Here is a 17,022-nt window from a genome sequence, read left to right on the forward strand (position 1 = left end):
TCATTTGATGGGATTGAACTGAATTACTCATTTGAATTGAATTCTTCACAAAGTTATTCACAGAAAAGGTGAATAAATGTGGGCAATGTCTCACTCTTGTGTTGATAAGGTATGGTTTGATTAAAAGATATCCAAAAATGCTGAAAAGGTAATAAATCTTGCTCATATCACATCAGTAAGTTTGCTAGTAATGGGGATATGTGGAAAAATCACGGTAATAAAAAATTTATTCATAGAGGTTAGCCAGTGATAGATGGCGATGGTTACCGACTTAATGTTGGTATTGTGATATGTAATAACCATGGTCAGGTCTTCTGGGCTAAACGATACGGGCAACACTCATGGCAATTTCCACAAGGTGGGATTGACGAAGGTGAAACCCCTGAACAAGCCATGTTCAGGGAGTTATATGAAGAAGTCGGTTTAACGAAAAAAGACGTTAAGATCATTGCAACAAGTCGTCATTGGTTAAGATATAAGCTACCAAAGCGATTGGTGCGTTGGGACTCCAAGCCTGTTTGTATCGGCCAAAAACAGAAATGGTTTCTGCTGAGATTAGAATGCGATGAGTCTCGCATTAATATGCAACGCGGAAAATCCCCTGAATTTGATGGTTGGCGCTGGGTAAGTTACTGGTATCCAGTTAGGCAAGTTGTTTCTTTCAAGCGAGATGTTTATCGACGAGCGATGAAAGAATTTGCATCCTTAGCCATGCCTTTTCGAGAGAGAAAAGCGAAAGGGAAAAGAAAAAAGCAACGTAGAGGATAATCATGCTCAGTCAGCTAAGGGAAATAGTTGAGAAAGTCTCCAGGGTCGATGATGTGCATCTGGCACTCGATATATTGGTGAAAGAGACTTGTGCTGCCCTTAGTACTGAGTGCTGTACTATCTATCTTGCTAATGAAGAAATGCAGCGCCTTGAGTTAATGGCAACTCAAGGCCTTATTTTTGAAGGTGATAGTATTCATATCAACTTCAATGAAGGCTTGGTTGGGTTGGTAAAACGAAGCGCTGAACCCCTTAACCTTGCCGAAGCCTCAAAACACCCCGAGTTCAAATTCTTTCCTCAACTCGGCGAACAGATTTACCACTCTTTTTTAGCTACTCCAATCATTCATCGTAAACAAGTTTTAGGTGTGTTGGTGATCCAACAAAAAACGCCGCGCTTGTTTAGTGAAATGGAAGAATCGTTTCTTGTTACCTTATCCGCTCAGTTAGCGGTGCTCATTGCACATGCGCAGAATCTTGGGCATTGGCAGTTAGCATCTAAACCCACGGTATTAAAAGGTTTGCCTGCGTCTACTGGTGTCGCGATTGGAGAGTTTTGGTTCGACAATACCCAGCCGAGTTTATCGGATGTTTTCCCTTCGTCCACGTTAGATAAGGAACGCGAGCACGAGACACTACTGGTGGCCATAGAGCGAGCGTTAAATGACTTTCGCCGTATGCGGAAAAAGCTGGACAGTGAAATCAACAAAGATGCGCTGGCGATCTTCGATCTGTTTACTCACTTACTGAATGATCCGATGCTTCGCGGTGATTTGAAGAAGCAGATTGAAAAAGGAGATAGGGCAGACTGGGCGTTACGCCAAGTTGTAGAGTCATACTCGAATCGATTTGCCAGAATGTCGGATGTATACATGCGTGAAAGAGCGCAAGATATCCGAGAGTTAGGGCAAAGGCTGCTCTATTTTCTACACAACAGCGAGCAAGAAAATTCTGCAATTGATCGTCCCATTATTTTGGTGGCGAATGAACTCACTGCCACCTTGCTCGCTTCTGTACCTAAAGAGTTTTTGTTAGCTGTCGTATCATTAGAGGGAGGCGCTAACTCTCACGCTGCCATTTTATCTCGAGCTCTTGGGGTCCCTGCAGTCATGGGCGCCAACATTAATCCGGATGTGGTTAATGGCAAACTCGGGATAGTCGACGGCTATACGGGTGAGATCTTCTTAGAGCCAAACCGCCAGTTGTTGCGAGAGTATCGCAGCTTAGTAAGCGAAGAGTCTGAATTGTTTGCCATGGTAAACAAGGACCTCGCACTCCCTGCGGTTACGCAAGATAATCACCATATCGAAATTATGCTGAATGCGGGACTCAGTGCAGACAGTAATATTGCCATCAACACAGGTGTTGATGGTGTTGGGTTGTACCGAACTGAGATTGCATTTTTACTTCAGCATCACTTTCCTTCTGAAGATGAGCAGTATCATCAATACCAAGCAATACTTAACAGCTATCCGAATCAACGAGTAGTGATGCGTACTTTGGATATTGGTGGTGACAAACCTTTGCCGTATTTGCCCATCGAAGAAGATAATCCGTTTCTAGGCTGGCGTGGCATTCGTTTTACATTGGATCATCCAGACATTTTCTTGATCCAGCTGCGTGCAATGTTAAGAGCGAGTGCAGAAAGCGGAAACTTAAGTATCTTATTGCCAATGGTGTCAGGGGTAAAAGAGCTAGACGATGCCATTAGCTTGATTAATCAAGCTCACAGCGAAGCCGTTTTGCTTGATGATAGAATTCAATTCCCACAAATTGGGGTCATGATTGAAGTACCATCGATGGTGTATCTGTTGCCAACGATTGCTCACCGTGTTGATTTTGTTTCTGTCGGGACAAACGATTTAACTCAGTATTTATTAGCGGTAGATAGGAACAATTCGCGCGTAGCGGATGTCTATGAATCTATGCATCCTGCGGTACTGTTAGCGCTTAAGCAAATCCATGAGGTGTGTGATAAATATCAGGTGCCCGTGTGTATTTGTGGTGAGCTAGCGGGTGATCCATTTGGCGCTCTTCTCTTACTTGGGTTAGGGTATACCAGTTTGAGTATGAACACCTCCAACGTGGCTAAGGTGAAATATTTGATTCGTCATAGTCAACAAGAAGAATTAGAAAAATTAGCGGAGCAAGCAATGACAAAGTCCTATGGGGAGGACATTCATCAAATGATGCATGACTTCTTCATTCAACAGGGCTTTGCGGGCTTTATCCGTGCAGGTAAAAAGTAGGAAATCGTGACCGTCTCTTTATTTTTGTTATTGTTGGCGCTAGGCGCTTTTGTGGGTGTGATGGCGGGGTTACTCGGTATCGGTGGTGGTTTGATTGTTGTTCCTGCCTTGTTGTATTTGCTTCCTCTTGCTGGGATCTCTCCAGAAATGAGTATGCACATGGCCTTAGCCACTTCGTTAGCGAGTATTATTGTCACGTCTGGCTCATCGGCGATGAATCACCTTAAGCTCGGCAATGTCGATATGTTTGTCGTAAAATGGTTGATGCCTGGTGTGGTCATTGGTGGCTTTGTTGGTGCCAATATTGCTGAGTGGATCCCTACACACTATTTGCCGAAAGTGTTTGGTGTCATTGTTCTTTGCCTGTCAGTACAAATGTTTCGTTCCATTAAAGTTACGAGCAGTAAACCTATGCCGAGCAGCCCTGTGACTGTAGTTTACGGCACGGGAATTGGTGTCGTATCAAGCCTTGCTGGTATTGGTGGTGGCTCACTGTCGGTACCATTTTTAAATAAACATGGGATAGAGATGCGTAAAGCGGTGGGCTCATCCTCCGTTTGTGGTTGCGTGATTGCTATTTCTGGTATGATCGGCTTCATCTTACATGGCTATAAAGTGGAAGGCTTACCTTCATACAGTATTGGCTATGTTTATCTTCCCGCTTTATTAGCGATTGCTATGGCCTCGATGCTCACAACAAAAGTGGGTGCGAAGCTCGCAACTAGCCTTCCAACTGCGGTATTAAAAAAGATATTCGCGGTGTTCTTAATGTTTGTTGCAGCGACCATGCTGCTCTAAGTTTGTACCCAAGTCATTCTCGCTGAACCAAGCATCTAGAGGTTACTTGGGTATATTTATTTTGTTGTGATAAGAAGAGAATGATTTATGTCTCAGGGATATATTGAATTTCCCAATATTGATCCGGTTTTAATCTCTATTGGTCCTGTTTCGGTTCGTTGGTACGGTTTGATGTACCTTGTGGGCTTTATGTTTGCTCTATGGTTAGCGAACCGACGTGCAGATAAGCCTGGAAGTGGTTGGACACGAGAGCAGGTTTCTGATTTGTTGTTCGCAGGCTTCCTTGGCGTGGTGATTGGTGGCCGTGTAGGCTACGTGCTTTTCTACAATTTTGAGCTCTTCCTGGCTGACCCTTTGTATCTATTTAAAGTGTGGACCGGTGGTATGTCTTTCCACGGGGGCTTACTGGGTGTGATTACTGCGATGTTCTGGTATGCACACAAAAACGGGCGAACTTTCTTCGGTGTTGCTGACTTTATCGCGCCGCTTGTGCCATTTGGTTTGGGTATGGGGCGTTTAGGTAACTTCATGAACAGCGAGTTGTGGGGCCGAGTAACGGATGTGCCTTGGGCGATCGTTTTCCCAAATGGCGGTCCACTGCCACGTCATCCATCACAGCTTTATGAAATGGCGCTTGAAGGTATCGTACTTTTCTTCATCTTGAATTGGTTCATCAAGAAACCTCGTCCTCTAGGTTCTGTTTCAGGGCTATTTTTAGCTGGATATGGTACATTCCGCTTCTTAGTTGAGTACGTGCGCGAACCAGACGCTCATTTGGGTTTATTCGGTGGCTTTATTTCCATGGGACAGATTTTATCCCTGCCAATGGTGGTTATCGGTGTCCTCATGATGGTTTGGGCATACAAACGTGGTCATTACAAAGACGAATTACCACAAAAGACGAAGTAAGGTATTGGTGTGAAACAGTATTTAGATTTGTGTCAACGCATCGTTGACCAAGGTGTTTGGGTTGAAAATGAGCGTACAGGCAAGCGCTGCCTGACCGTAATCAACGCGGATTTAACCTACGATGTTGCGAACAATCAATTTCCGTTGGTCACCACACGTAAAAGTTTTTGGAAAGCGGCCGTTGCAGAGCTATTAGGGTATATTCGCGGTTACGATAATGCGGAAGATTTTCGTAAGCTGGGCACGAAAACCTGGGATGCCAATGCCAACCTAAATGATGCCTGGTTGAATAACCCATACCGTAAAGGTGAAGACGACATGGGCCGTGTCTATGGGGTTCAAGGGCGCGCCTGGGCGAAACCTGATGGTGGTCATGTTGACCAGCTACGTAAGATAGTGGATGACTTAACGCGTGGTGTTGATGACCGCGGTGAAATCTTGAACTTCTACAACCCGGGTGAGTTCCACATGGGGTGCTTGCGTCCTTGTATGTACAGTCACCATTTTTCATTGCTGGATGATACGCTTTACCTGAATAGTACTCAGCGTTCGTGTGATGTACCGCTTGGCTTAAACTTCAATATGGTTCAAGTTTACGTGTTCTTGGCGATTATGGCGCAAATTACGGGCAAGAAACCTGGTCAGGCATTTCATAAGATTGTGAATGCTCACATTTATGAAGACCAGCTTGAACTGATGCGCGATGTTCAGTTGAAGCGTGAGCCATTAAAAGCGCCGACGTTCCATATCAACCCAGAGATTAAATCTCTAGAAGATTTGGAAACATGGGTCACACTGGATGACTTTTGGGTTGAAGGGTACGAGCATCACGATCCTATTCGTTACCCATTCTCAGTGTAACGAGTATCGTTCTTCAAGATATAGAAAAAGCTCCGAATGGAGCTTTTTTCTTTTTTGTACTTAGAAGGTATTATTTTAGTGCACTGACAATATAACGGTGAATTGGGTTGGTCTGCATCGGTTTGGACAGTGCCGGGCTAATAAACTTAGGTTGAGTGAATATTTCTTTACTCACTAATGAACGGATAAGCTCAAAGTACTTCAGCTCCGTTTTCCCGCACAACAATAGTGAAAAGTCATCGCCCAATTTATCATAGGCATTGAGCACCTCTCGGAATCCTCTAAGATACAAGTAATCCTTCGTTAAACCTCCACCTCGATACACTCGGGCAGTCGTTGTAAATGCTTGAAGATCAGAAGCTTTATACTGTTCTTTTAATAGCATGAACGTATGGCGGAAATCGCGATCCTTGATCATCGACTCTACTGCCAGAACTCGTAAGGCTAAGGTTCTTAGGCGCTTGATACTGAAATGTCCTGACAGATACTCACATAATATAGCCAGCCCTTCTTGAGTGTTGGTATTGGCAGGACAACCTAAGCTCAGGACTTTTAGCGGTTGTTGACGACCGTTAAGCGTAGTCAGGAGATGTACTCCCATTTCATGATGTGCAAGAGCCTCCAGCTCATCAGTGGTGATGTACGCCGCGTGGTTAATTTTGACTCGAGACCCTGAAACTAGTGCGTTTGCTAACATCCCGTCCAACACCTGTATTTCACATGCATACCCATTGCGTTGAGCAAAATTTTGCATGAAACGTGCTATTGCACGGCTATCGTGCTGAGGTTCTTTTTCTTCTTCTGTAGGAAGGTGCAATATGAAATGGGCGTTGGCAATATCTTTGGCGCTCGGTTCCCCATAATAGCGTAAGGAGTTATAAAGAAACTCTTGCGTGCCGATGGTATTCACTTGATCCAGTTTATCTGCATAAGACTGAATTACATCCGCGTATAGCCTCTGCAGTTGGGTGTCTTGAATGTTTTCTAGAGGTAGCTCATATAGGCGTCGCTTTGCGCTGTGGGTATCTACGTTAGTAATTGAATATTGAAAATTAGGCTCTTGAGAATATTTGTTTTTAATGAAACGTTCTCTTTCTTGAGCATAATTAAGAGGATTCACGCTACTGAGGATATCAATATCAGCAACCAGTTGGGTTAGGTTTTCGTCTATTGCGAGTAGCTGATCAGAAATAGCGTCATTAAGCTGCGTCATGTTGTCGACTCCAAATGAGATAGCTCAGCATAAGCATGCTGATGTGGCTCAAATTATCACCGGACAATCGATTTGAACAGTTTAATTATCATAAAAAAGGCTCCACTATGTGGAGCCTAAACAATAAGCGATGGTATGTCGTTGTTGTTACGTTGTTAGGGCTAGAATTGCACCTGGTAGAATAACGAATACTGACATTAGGTAACCACCAACAACTGCTTTATTCTTAATAGCCATTTCAGAAATCATCTCAGCGCCTTTAACCGGAATCTCACGTAGGAATGGAATTCCAAAGATAAACAGCGTCGCCATGATGTTAAATACTAAGTGGACTAGAGCGATTTGTAGTGCGAATACTGCGAACTCTCCAGATACCGCTGTCGCTGCTAGTAGTGCTGTAATACAAGTACCAATGTTAGCACCCAGAGTGAAAGGGTAGATATCTCGTACTTTCAACACGCCAGTACCAACCAACGGAACCATTAAACTTGTCGTGGTTGAGGAAGATTGTACTAGAACAGTCACGATTGAGCCTGATACGATGCCGTGAATAGGACCACGACCGATGGCGTTTTTCAAAATTTCACGTGCGCGACCAACCATTAGGCTCTTCATCAATTTACCCATCACTGTGATTGCAACGAAGATAGTCGCAATACCCAAAGCAATAAGCATGACGCCGCCAACAGTATCACCGAAGGTAGAAAGTGGCTCTTTAATTGCGCCTACGACTGGCTTTGTAATTGGTTTAATAAAGTTGAAGCCCTTAATGCTCATATCACCAGTAGCAAGCAGTGGAGAAACAAGCCAGTGAGAAACTTTCTCTAAAATGCCGAACATCATTTCCAACGGAAGGAAAATAGCGACAGCAAGCAAGTTGAAGAAGTCGTGAATGGTTGCACTTGCAAATGCACGTTTGAACTCTTCTTTACAGCGCACGTGGCCAAGAGACACAAGCGTATTGGTCACTGTGGTACCAATGTTAGCACCCATCACCATAGGGATAGCGGTTTCTACAGGTAAGCCACCTGCAACCAAGCCTACAATAATAGACGTTACAGTACTTGAAGACTGAATTAAGGCTGTTGCCACCAAGCCGATCATTAGACCTGCAACTGGGTGTGCGGCAAATTCAAATAGCACCTTAGCTTGATCGCCAGTTGCCCATTTAAAGCCACTACCAACCATAGATACTGCTAGAAGAAGCAGATATAACATGAATGCCAAGTTAGCCCAGCGTAACCAACGAGCTGTGCTCGAAATTGGTGCCACTGTTGAAGTAGCTTGGTTCATCATAATTTTCTCCGTTGACCTTTCAGTTCATTTTTCGGTCTGTAGTTGAATCTGCGGGCGATGTTAGAGAACAAATATTTCAGTAATATTACAAATTTCTTGCTGTGAGAGATTTTTATTGTTCTTTTTGATAATGGCGTGAAAGAAGAAGAAAATTAATTTTTAACCTATTGATTTTAATGGTTAAATTTTGATTTCGTTTTGTTTGGTTTTTGCGCTTTTTTTGTAGAAAAAATGCGCATCAGTTCAACTTTTATGACAGTATTGACTTTATACTTTCGGTAAAACTTATGCTTTTGTAAGGTATTGTATGGTTTTGTCGAGTTTATTGTTTGTCTCTGTCACATTTGGTATAAAAAGTATCACTTTCTTTTCGGGACTCGATCATGTCACATCTAAACTACAACCATCTCTATTATTTCTGGATGGTGTGCAAACAGGGCTCTGTAACTAAGGCGGCTGACGCGCTCTTCCTGACACCGCAAACCGTGACAGGACAGATTAAAGCGCTTGAAGAGCGCATGAAAGGAAAGTTAACCAAGCGCAATGGTCGTACAGTTGAGCCCACTGAGTTAGGTCAGCTTGTGTTTAAGTACGCCGACCGGATGTTCGGTTTGAGCTATGAGATGTTAGATATCGTCAATTACAGCCAGCACTCGAACATTCTATTTGAAGTTGGTGTAGCCGATGCATTATCTAAACGCTTGGTCAGTAAAGTACTGATGACGACCGTCCCGGAAGATAACAGTATTCATTTACGCTGTTATGAATCGACCCACGAACTGCTACTTGAACGCCTTTCTCAGCACAAGCTAGATATGATCCTTTCGGATTGTCCCGTTGATTCTACTCAAAGTCCTGGCCTTTATAGCAAAAAGTTAGGTGAAAGTAGCATGAGCTTTTTTGCTTCTTCTGAAATTGAAAATGTGCGATTCCCTGAGATCTTGGAACAAAAAAAACTTCTGATTCCCGCGAGCCGAACGGCTATGGGGCGTAAAGTTATTCAATGGTTTGATCGTCAAGGCCTTCAACCCAATGTGCTGGGGGAGTTTGATGATGTTGCGTTGATGAAAGCTTTTGCTCGGTACCACGATGATGTGATTTTCTTGGCACCGACCGTATACATGTCGGAGATTGAAGACGACCGAAATTTACAGCTAATTGGCCATGTCGATGGGCTAAAAGAAGAGTACTACGTGATTTTTGCGGAACGAATGATCCAACACCCCGCGGTAAAAAATGTTTGTGATGCTGATTTCAGTCAAATGTTTGAGTAAACCCGTATCGTTGCGTAAATAAATAGATTACTATCAATAAAAATATAATTCTAAATAATATCTAAGTAAGCAAGATACTTGTTTTAGTGAGCAAAACTATTAATTATTGATGGCGCACCAATTAAAATCCTTGGTGGATAATATTGGTGTATCACTAACAACTAAATTAGAGGTTCTAATAATGAAGACTCTGGAAGTGTATCTTGATTTTCTTAGATATATAAATCAGTGCAACACAACAAGCTGGCCAGGGTTGGAATAAGTAAGTTGTAGCTAGAGGTCCAACACATGAATCTACAAGAAATGGAGCAGAACTCCGCAAAAGCCGTCGTGTTGCTCAAAGCGATGGCAAACGAGAGACGCCTACAAATCCTTTGTATGCTGCATAACCAAGAGCTGTCCGTGGGAGAGCTGTGTGCAAAGTTAGAGCTAAGCCAGTCGGCATTATCTCAGCATCTTGCTTGGCTTCGCCGTGATGAGTTAGTCACGACAAGGAAAGAAGCACAAACGGTGTACTACACATTAAAGAGTGATGAAGTGAAAGCGTTAATAAAAACACTGCATAGTCTTTATTGTGCTGAGAGTGCTCAACATTAATTAAATAGTCCTAATATACTGCTCATCTTAGAGTGTGAATCTAACTTGTTGGAATATTTGAGAGTGGCGTTAAACTTTTGATGATAGGGTACTACTCATCGATCAATTTGCTTTGTTCTCAAGTGTTTTATTAGTGCTTTCTAGTATGAGCGTTATATGGGTAATGAATAAGCTGATGTCTTTAAATGGGACATTCAGAAAAAGAAAAGCTGGCATTGCCAGCTTTTTTTATTAAGAAAATTTTGTAGATATAAAAAAACCGACACAAGGTCGGTTTTTTCTTCACTGTAAAATCAGGACTCTATTAAAGAGCTTTGATTTGTGCAGCGAAACGAGACTTATGGCGAGCTGCTTTATTCTTGTGAATAAGGCCTTTAGTTGCCATGCGGTCTAGGATAGGTGTAACTACAGCGAATGCAGCAGTTGCAGCTTCTTTGTCGCCTGCTTCGATAGCAGCAACAGTTTTCTTCATGTAAGTACGCATCATTGAGCGACGGCTAGCATTGTGCTGACGACGTTTCTCAGCTTGGATAGCGCGCTTCTTAGCAGATTTACTATTTGCCAAGGGTCTAACTCCCAAAAACTTAGTTCTGTGACAATTTAAGGGCGAGGAATATCCCTCATTTGCGCTTAAATGTCAAATGATTTGTGCAAAAACCGATCTAAGCCAAAACAAATTTTGGTAAGAGAGGTTATCGCGGTTAAGATGGCGGGGATTCTAACAGCATTTTTATACCAATGCTAATAATTATCCGCGAAAGGCACACTTATTCCTTACAACCCGCGGATAGATTTTTGACGTCTATTTGCAGCACCTGTCAGAGAAACAGTATAGGGTTAGCTGTCTTATGGTGATATTCCGAGGTTACAGTGAGTAAACGACTACTCAAGTCTGGCATGATCGTCAGTGCTATGACATTTATTTCCCGCGTTCTTGGCCTAGTTCGTGATGTTGTAGTGGCAAATTTAATGGGGGCAGGAGCAAGCGCAGACGTCTTTTTCTTCGCCAATAAAATTCCTAATTTTTTACGACGTTTGTTTGCTGAAGGTGCTTTTTCCCAAGCGTTTGTACCTGTTTTAACGGAAAGCCATGCTCAAGGCGACATGGATAAAACTCGGGAGCTCATTGCTCGTGCAGCGGGCACGTTGGGGGTGATAGTCTCAATTGTTACCATCTTAGGTATTCTAGGTTCCGGTGTGGTGACTGCACTGTTTGGTTTTGGTTGGTTCCTAGACTGGATGCATGGTGGTCCCGCGGCTGAGAAGTTCGAACTTGCTAGCGTGATGCTCAAGATTACCTTTCCTTATTTATGGTTCATCACTTTTGTTGCCCTATCGGGAGCCATTCTTAATACACTAGGTAAGTTTGCGGTTTCTTCGTTTACTCCCGTCTTCCTCAACGTAATGATCATTTTGGCAGCATGGTTTATCTCGCCGCAGATGTCACAGCCAGAGATTGGTCTTGCCATCGGTGTTTTCCTTGGTGGTTTGGTTCAGTTCTTATTTCAAATCCCTTTCCTTATTAAAGCGGGGGTTATGGTTAAGCCAAAATGGGGCTGGCGCGATCCGGGCGTGGTGAAGATCCGAACCTTAATGATTCCTGCTTTGTTCGGTGTGTCGGTAAGCCAAATCAACTTGTTGTTTGATACTTTTATTGCCAGCTTTCTGCAAACCGGTTCGATCAGTTGGTTGTACTATTCAGATCGCTTGTTGGAATTCCCGTTAGGTCTGTTTGGTATTGCTATTGCAACGGTGATTTTACCAGCATTATCACGCAAACATGTTGACGCACAAAATGAAGGATTCGCACAAACCATGGACTGGGGGGTGCGCATGGTGATCTTACTTGGCCTTCCTGCAATGCTTGGTTTGATGGTACTGGCAAAACCTATGTTGATGGTGTTATTCATGCGAGGTGAGTTTTCGCCACAAGACGTACATCAAGCATCATTGTCACTCTTTGCTTACGCTTCAGGCTTGTTGAACTTTATGCTGATTAAAGTGCTTGCTCCGGGTTATTACTCGCGTCAAGACACCAAAACTCCAGTGAAATACGGCATCATTGCGATGGTGACCAACATGGTATTTAATGCAATTTTTGCGTACTTCTATGGCTACGTTGGCTTGGCTATCGCGACAGCACTATCGGCATTTGTGAATATGGCACTGCTGTATCGTGGCCTGCACATCGCAGAGGTATACCAAATCACTAAGCGAACCGTCTTCTTTATTATACGTTTAGCTATTGCTGGCGCGGCGATGGTTGCGGCAATCTTATGGCAACTGGAAGATATGTCAGTATGGCTGGGCTGGAGCTTTGCTCACCGAAGCGCGGTGCTAGGGATGTTGATCGGTTTAGGAGCAGTAGTTTACCTAGTGGTTCTATTTTTAACTGGTGCGCGTTTAAAAGACCTAAAAGCTGGGACAGACTGAGGGTGATTAGTATATAATCCGTCAGTTTCACACAGTGTAAAGTAAAACAGAGGCAGAAAGCAGTATCCAATGGAACTGATTAGAGGCATTCACAATATCAACCCGCGACATCATGGTTGTGTGCTGACTATTGGCAATTTCGATGGTGTCCATAAAGGCCATCAACAAGTATTGCAGCAAGTGTCTGAGCAAGCGGACAGGCTATCCTTGCCTTCTGTTGTGATGACCTTTGAACCTCAGCCGATGGAGCTGTTTGCCAAAGACAAGGCACCTGCAAGGTTGACGCGATTACGCGATAAGTTCGTGCAATTGAGTAAGCTCGATATTGACCGCTTACTGTGTGTCAATTTCAATCGCCATTTTGCAAGTTTAACCGCGGAAGAGTTTATCCGTGACTTGTTGGTCGAGCGTTTGGGTGTTAAGTTTCTTGTCGTTGGTGATGATTTCTGCTTTGGCAAAGGCCGTACAGGTAACTTTGCAATGCTGCAGGAAGCAGGGGAAAAATACGGCTTTGATGTCGTAAGTACCCAGAGCTTTTGTTTACAACAATTACGTGTCAGCAGTACGGCTATCCGTCAAGCGCTGGCGCGTGACGATTTGCATTCCGCGCAACAGATGCTGGGAAGAAACTACAGCATCAGCGGTCGTGTTTCTCACGGAAGAAAGCTAGGTCGAACCATTGGGTTCCCTACTGCAAATATTCCTTTGAAACGCTGTGTTTCTCCGGTTTCCGGAGTCTATGTTGTTCAAGCGCTTGGCTTAGGAAATAAGCCAGTTGGTGGTGTTGCTAATATTGGTCAAAGACCAACCGTCAATGGTGTTCGCCAACAGTTAGAAGTGCACTTATTCGACTTTCATGCCAATTTATATGGCAAGCAACTAGAAGTGGAACTTTTGCATAAACTTCGAGATGAGCAAAAGTTTGAGTCGTTTGAAGCACTTAAACAACAAATCGAATTGGATGCTGAAGCAGCAAGGGTGTGGCTGCGTCAGCTTAAGCGTTGAGCGGTTTATTCCACCGTTCAACATAATGTCTAATTTTCGCCCAATATAACGGAATTAAGAATCGATGAGTGAGTATAAAGATACCCTGAACTTACCTGAAACAGGGTTTCCAATGCGCGGCAACCTGGCCAATCGTGAGCCAGAAATGCTTAAGCGTTGGTACAAAGAAGATCTTTACGGTGAAATCCGTAAAGCTAAGAAAGGCAAAAAGTCATTCGTATTGCACGATGGCCCTCCTTACGCAAATGGTGACATTCATATTGGTCACGCACTAAACAAGATTCTTAAAGACATTATTATTAAATCCAAAACACTTTCAGGTTTTGACGCACCTTACATCCCAGGCTGGGACTGCCACGGTCTACCAATCGAATTAATGGTAGAGAAGAAAGTAGGTAAGCCAGGCCAAAAAGTGACAGCAGCGGAATTCCGCGAGAAATGTCGTGAATACGCAGCAGGTCAGGTTGAAGGTCAGAAAGAGAGCTTCAAACGCCTTGGTATCATGGGTGAGTGGGACAAGCCATACCGCACTATGGATTTCGCAACTGAAGCGAACATTATTCGTGCTCTTGGTAAGATCGCAAGCAATGGTCACCTGCTAAAAGGTTTCAAACCTGTTCACTGGTGTACAGACTGTGGTTCTGCTCTTGCTGAAGCGGAAGTAGAATACAAAGATAAAGTATCGCCATCTATCGACGTTCGTTTTAAAGCGGCTGACGAAGCGGCACTGCTATCTAAATTTGAACTGACAGAAGGTCATGAAGGTCACGGTGACGTATCTATCGTTATCTGGACAACAACACCTTGGACACTGCCTGCAAACCGCGCAGTATGTCTACGTGATGATCTAGAGTACGTGCTTATCCAAACAGAAGGCGACAACGCTGAGCGTATCATCGTTGCTGCTGAGCTGGCGAAAGACGTAATGGACCGTGCTGGTATCGAGCACTTCCACAACCTAGGTTTTGCGAAAGGTGCGGATCTTGAGCTTTCTCAATTCCAACACCCATTCTACGATTTCACTGTACCGGCGATCCTTGGTGATCACGTTACAACTGATTCAGGTACTGGTGTTGTTCACACTGCACCTGGTCATGGTCAAGAAGACTTCGCGGTTGGTAATAAGTACAACCTAGAAGTAGCAAACCCAGTTGGCTCAAACGGTGTTTACCTACCAGATACAGAGCTATTTGCTGGTCAGCACGTATTTAAAGCGAACGATGCAGTAGTAGAAGTACTAAAAGAAAAAGGTGCACTACTACACCACCACGCTTACGAGCACAGCTACCCACACTGTTGGCGTCATAAGACTCCAATCATCTTCCGTGCTACACCTCAATGGTTCGTTTCTATGGACCAAGCTGGCCTACGTGCTAAAGCATTAGAGTCAATCAAGAATGTAGAGTGGATGCCTGAGTGGGGTCAAAGCCGCATCGAAGGTATGATCGAAGGTCGCCCTGAGTGGTGTATCTCTCGTCAACGTACTTGGGGTGTGCCAATTGCTCTGTTTGTTCATAAAGAAACAGCAGAACTTCATCCAAACACGCTAGAGCTGATCGAGAAAGTCGCTAAGCTGGTTGAAGAGAAAGGCATCCAAGCATGGTGGGATGTCGATGCAGCTGAACTACTAGGTGCTGACGCTGACCAATACGAAAAAGTGCTAGATACGCTAGACGTATGGTTCGATTCAGGTGTCACTCACTTCTCTGTTGTTGATGCTCGTGAAGAGTACAACGGCAACAGTGCAGACCTATACCTAGAAGGTTCTGACCAACACCGCGGTTGGTTCCAATCTTCTTTAATTTCATCTATTGCGATGAAAGACGAAGCACCTTACAAACAAGTACTGACACACGGTTTCGTGGTTGATGGTCAGGGTCGTAAGATGTCTAAATCTATCGGTAACGTGGTTGCGCCAAAAGACGTAACCAACAAGCTAGGTGCTGACATTCTTCGTCTATGGGTTGCTTCTACAGACTACACGGGTGAAGTTGCGGTTTCTGATGAAATCCTAAAACGCAGCGCAGATGCGTACCGTCGTATCCGTAACACAGCGCGTTTCTTCCTAGCTAACTTGAGCGGCTTCAACCCTGAAACAGACATCGTTCCTGTTGAAGAGATGGTTGCGCTAGATCGCTGGGCGGTTGGTCGTGCACTAGCAGCACAAGAAGAGATCGTTAAAGCATACGAAGAGTACAACACACACGGTGTGACTCAGCGTCTAATGCAATTCTGTTCGATCGAAATGGGCTCTTTCTACCTAGACGTAATTAAAGACCGTCAGTACACAGCAAAACGTGGCGGCAACGCTCAACGTAGCTGTCAGACTGCGCTTTACTACATTGTTGAAGCGCTTGTTCGTTGGATGGCTCCTATCATGTCGTTCACTGCAGATGAAATTTGGAACGAAATGCCAGGCGAGCGCGACAAGTTCGTATTCACTGGTGAGTGGTTTGACGGTCTATTCGGTCTTGCTGAAGGTGAAGAGCTGAACAACGAATTCTGGACTGAGATCCAAGCGGTTCGTGGTGCGGTTAACAAACTTCTAGAAGATGCGCGTAAAGAGAAAACCATTGGTGGTGCACTACAAGCTGAAGTGACTCTATTTGCTGATGACGCACTAGCGGCGAAGATCAACAAACTTGAAGATGAACTGCGCTTTGTTCTACTAACCTCTGCGGCGAAAGTTAAGCCTCTGGGTGAGAAGACTGATGCAGCACAAGCGACGGATATCGAAGGCTTGTTTGTTGAAGTAGCTGCAGCTGAAGGCGAGAAGTGTGACCGTTGTTGGCACCACACGCCAGACGTAGGCACAATCGAAGGTCACGAGAAGATCTGTGGTCGTTGTGTGTCTAACGTAGACGGCGAAGGTGAAGTACGTAAATTCGCGTAATTGCCTAGAACGACTGAACTTTTTTTAAAATTAACAGCCCCAGTATTTACTGGGGCTGTTTGTAGGTAAAGTAATGAGTGAAAAAGCACTGACGTTAAAGCAATCTGGAGTTCGCTGGCTGTGGTTAGCAATTCTGGTATTTATTGCAGATATTGGCATCAAATTGGTGGTGATGGACAACATGGGCTACGGATGGGCAAACCGAATTGAGGTGTTGCCATTCTTCAACCTACTTTACGTTCATAACTACGGTGCCGCTTTCAGCTTCTTGAGCGATCAAGCTGGTTGGCAGCGTTGGTTATTTACAGGTATCGCGTTTGTTGTGACGGGTCTTTTGACCTACTGGATGAGCAAGCTTCCAGCAAAAGAAAAATGGAACAACATTGCTTATGCACTGATTATTGGTGGTGCAGTGGGCAACGTGTTTGACCGCGTCGTTCATGGCTTTGTTGTTGATTACCTAGACTTCTTCTGGGGTAACTACCACTGGCCAGCATTCAACCTTGCTGACATGGCGATCTGTATTGGTGCCGCGATGATTATTCTTGACGGCTTTCGAAAGAAAGACGAGGCGAAAGCCTAAGTAGTGGCAGTGTATATTGCGAAAAGTTGAATAACCCTAAGCGTCGCCCGTTGATTCGAGCGACGCTTTTTATTATGTTGGAGCGCCAATCATCATATCAATGTATAAAAAGACCAAGCTGACAGCGTAATAACCCAAGAACA

The 17,022-nt window shown here is 44.2% G+C and carries 14 protein-coding genes; 11 read left to right on the forward strand and 3 right to left on the reverse strand.

The window, feature by feature from the left end; genetic code table 11:
- Positions 1-246 precede the first annotated feature (246 nt).
- The 5 genes from rppH to R7044_RS08670 all read left to right on the forward strand — a co-directional run bounded on the left by rppH (position 247) and on the right by R7044_RS08670 (position 5,585).
- On the forward strand, positions 247-768 hold the full coding sequence (rppH, locus tag R7044_RS08650) for an RNA pyrophosphohydrolase (RefSeq protein ID WP_005381953.1): 522 nt from the start codon (positions 247-249) through the stop codon (positions 766-768).
- Between the two features lie 2 nt (positions 769-770).
- Positions 771-3,017, forward strand: a complete 2,247-nt coding sequence (ptsP, locus tag R7044_RS08655) for a phosphoenolpyruvate--protein phosphotransferase (protein WP_005385966.1) — start codon at positions 771-773, stop codon at positions 3,015-3,017.
- Between the two features lie 6 nt (positions 3,018-3,023).
- Complete coding sequence (locus tag R7044_RS08660) at positions 3,024-3,815, forward strand: sulfite exporter TauE/SafE family protein (RefSeq protein ID WP_005381949.1); 792 nt, start codon at positions 3,024-3,026, stop codon at positions 3,813-3,815.
- Positions 3,816-3,902: 87 nt separating this feature from the next.
- Positions 3,903-4,724 carry a prolipoprotein diacylglyceryl transferase gene (gene lgt / locus R7044_RS08665; RefSeq protein WP_005381948.1) on the forward strand — a complete coding sequence of 274 codons (822 nt, stop codon included), beginning with the start codon at positions 3,903-3,905 and terminating at the stop codon, positions 4,722-4,724.
- A gap of 9 nt (positions 4,725-4,733) precedes the next feature.
- On the forward strand, positions 4,734-5,585 hold the full coding sequence (locus R7044_RS08670; RefSeq protein WP_005381947.1) for a thymidylate synthase: 852 nt from the start codon (positions 4,734-4,736) through the stop codon (positions 5,583-5,585).
- Positions 5,586-5,655: 70 nt separating this feature from the next.
- Here the strand turns inward: R7044_RS08670 and R7044_RS08675 are convergent, their stop codons facing one another.
- Both R7044_RS08675 and R7044_RS08680 read right to left on the reverse strand, forming a co-directional pair.
- Positions 5,656-6,798, reverse strand: coding sequence for a flavohemoglobin expression-modulating QEGLA motif protein (locus R7044_RS08675; RefSeq protein WP_005381946.1), 1,143 nt, complete (start codon positions 6,796-6,798; stop codon positions 5,656-5,658).
- A 147-nt stretch (positions 6,799-6,945) separates the two neighbouring features.
- Positions 6,946-8,091: a Na/Pi symporter gene (locus tag R7044_RS08680; RefSeq protein ID WP_025768431.1), complete on the reverse strand. Its 1,146-nt coding sequence runs from the start codon at positions 8,089-8,091 to the stop codon at positions 6,946-6,948.
- 386 nt (positions 8,092-8,477) lie between these two features.
- On the opposite strand from R7044_RS08680, the gene nhaR reads away from it, so the two are divergent.
- Both nhaR and R7044_RS08690 read left to right on the forward strand, forming a co-directional pair.
- Complete coding sequence (gene nhaR, locus R7044_RS08685) at positions 8,478-9,368, forward strand: transcriptional activator NhaR (protein WP_005381942.1); 891 nt, start codon at positions 8,478-8,480, stop codon at positions 9,366-9,368.
- A 288-nt stretch (positions 9,369-9,656) separates the two neighbouring features.
- Positions 9,657-9,965, forward strand: a complete 309-nt coding sequence (locus tag R7044_RS08690; RefSeq protein WP_005381940.1) for an ArsR/SmtB family transcription factor — start codon at positions 9,657-9,659, stop codon at positions 9,963-9,965.
- A 304-nt stretch (positions 9,966-10,269) separates the two neighbouring features.
- Here R7044_RS08690 and rpsT read toward each other — a convergent pair whose 3' ends face one another.
- Complete coding sequence (gene rpsT / locus R7044_RS08695) at positions 10,270-10,530, reverse strand: 30S ribosomal protein S20 (RefSeq protein ID WP_005381938.1); 261 nt, start codon at positions 10,528-10,530, stop codon at positions 10,270-10,272.
- A 305-nt stretch (positions 10,531-10,835) separates the two neighbouring features.
- Between rpsT and murJ the strand changes: the two genes are divergently transcribed.
- The 4 genes from murJ (at position 10,836) to lspA (ending at position 16,879) form a co-directional block, all read left to right on the forward strand.
- Positions 10,836-12,398, forward strand: a complete 1,563-nt coding sequence (gene murJ, locus R7044_RS08700; RefSeq protein WP_064353635.1) for a murein biosynthesis integral membrane protein MurJ — start codon at positions 10,836-10,838, stop codon at positions 12,396-12,398.
- Between the two features lie 69 nt (positions 12,399-12,467).
- Positions 12,468-13,403, forward strand: a complete 936-nt coding sequence (gene ribF, locus R7044_RS08705) for a bifunctional riboflavin kinase/FAD synthetase (RefSeq protein WP_005381933.1) — start codon at positions 12,468-12,470, stop codon at positions 13,401-13,403.
- A gap of 64 nt (positions 13,404-13,467) precedes the next feature.
- Positions 13,468-16,296, forward strand: a complete 2,829-nt coding sequence (ileS, locus tag R7044_RS08710; protein ID WP_167415020.1) for an isoleucine--tRNA ligase — start codon at positions 13,468-13,470, stop codon at positions 16,294-16,296.
- A gap of 73 nt (positions 16,297-16,369) precedes the next feature.
- On the forward strand, positions 16,370-16,879 hold the full coding sequence (lspA, locus tag R7044_RS08715) for a signal peptidase II (RefSeq protein ID WP_025768433.1): 510 nt from the start codon (positions 16,370-16,372) through the stop codon (positions 16,877-16,879).
- Positions 16,880-17,022: the final 143 nt, after the last annotated feature.

Source organism: Vibrio sp. 1402, from assembly GCF_033340275.1.

Excerpts from the sequence above, each read along its gene's own strand:
- ptsP (WP_005385966.1), top strand. The coding sequence starts at position 771 with ATGCTCAGTCAGCTAAGGGAAATAGTTGAGAAAGTCTCCAGGGTCGAT.
- lgt (WP_005381948.1), top strand. The coding sequence starts at position 3,903 with ATGTCTCAGGGATATATTGAATTTCCCAATATTGATCCGGTTTTAATC.
- R7044_RS08675 (WP_005381946.1), bottom strand. The coding sequence starts at position 6,798 with ATGACGCAGCTTAATGACGCTATTTCTGATCAGCTACTCGCAATAGAC.
- R7044_RS08680 (WP_025768431.1), bottom strand. The coding sequence starts at position 8,091 with ATGAACCAAGCTACTTCAACAGTGGCACCAATTTCGAGCACAGCTCGT.
- nhaR (WP_005381942.1), top strand. The coding sequence starts at position 8,478 with ATGTCACATCTAAACTACAACCATCTCTATTATTTCTGGATGGTGTGC.
- R7044_RS08690 (WP_005381940.1), top strand. The coding sequence starts at position 9,657 with ATGAATCTACAAGAAATGGAGCAGAACTCCGCAAAAGCCGTCGTGTTG.
- ribF (WP_005381933.1), top strand. The coding sequence starts at position 12,468 with ATGGAACTGATTAGAGGCATTCACAATATCAACCCGCGACATCATGGT.
- ileS (WP_167415020.1), top strand. The coding sequence starts at position 13,468 with ATGAGTGAGTATAAAGATACCCTGAACTTACCTGAAACAGGGTTTCCA.
- lspA (WP_025768433.1), top strand. The coding sequence starts at position 16,370 with ATGAGTGAAAAAGCACTGACGTTAAAGCAATCTGGAGTTCGCTGGCTG.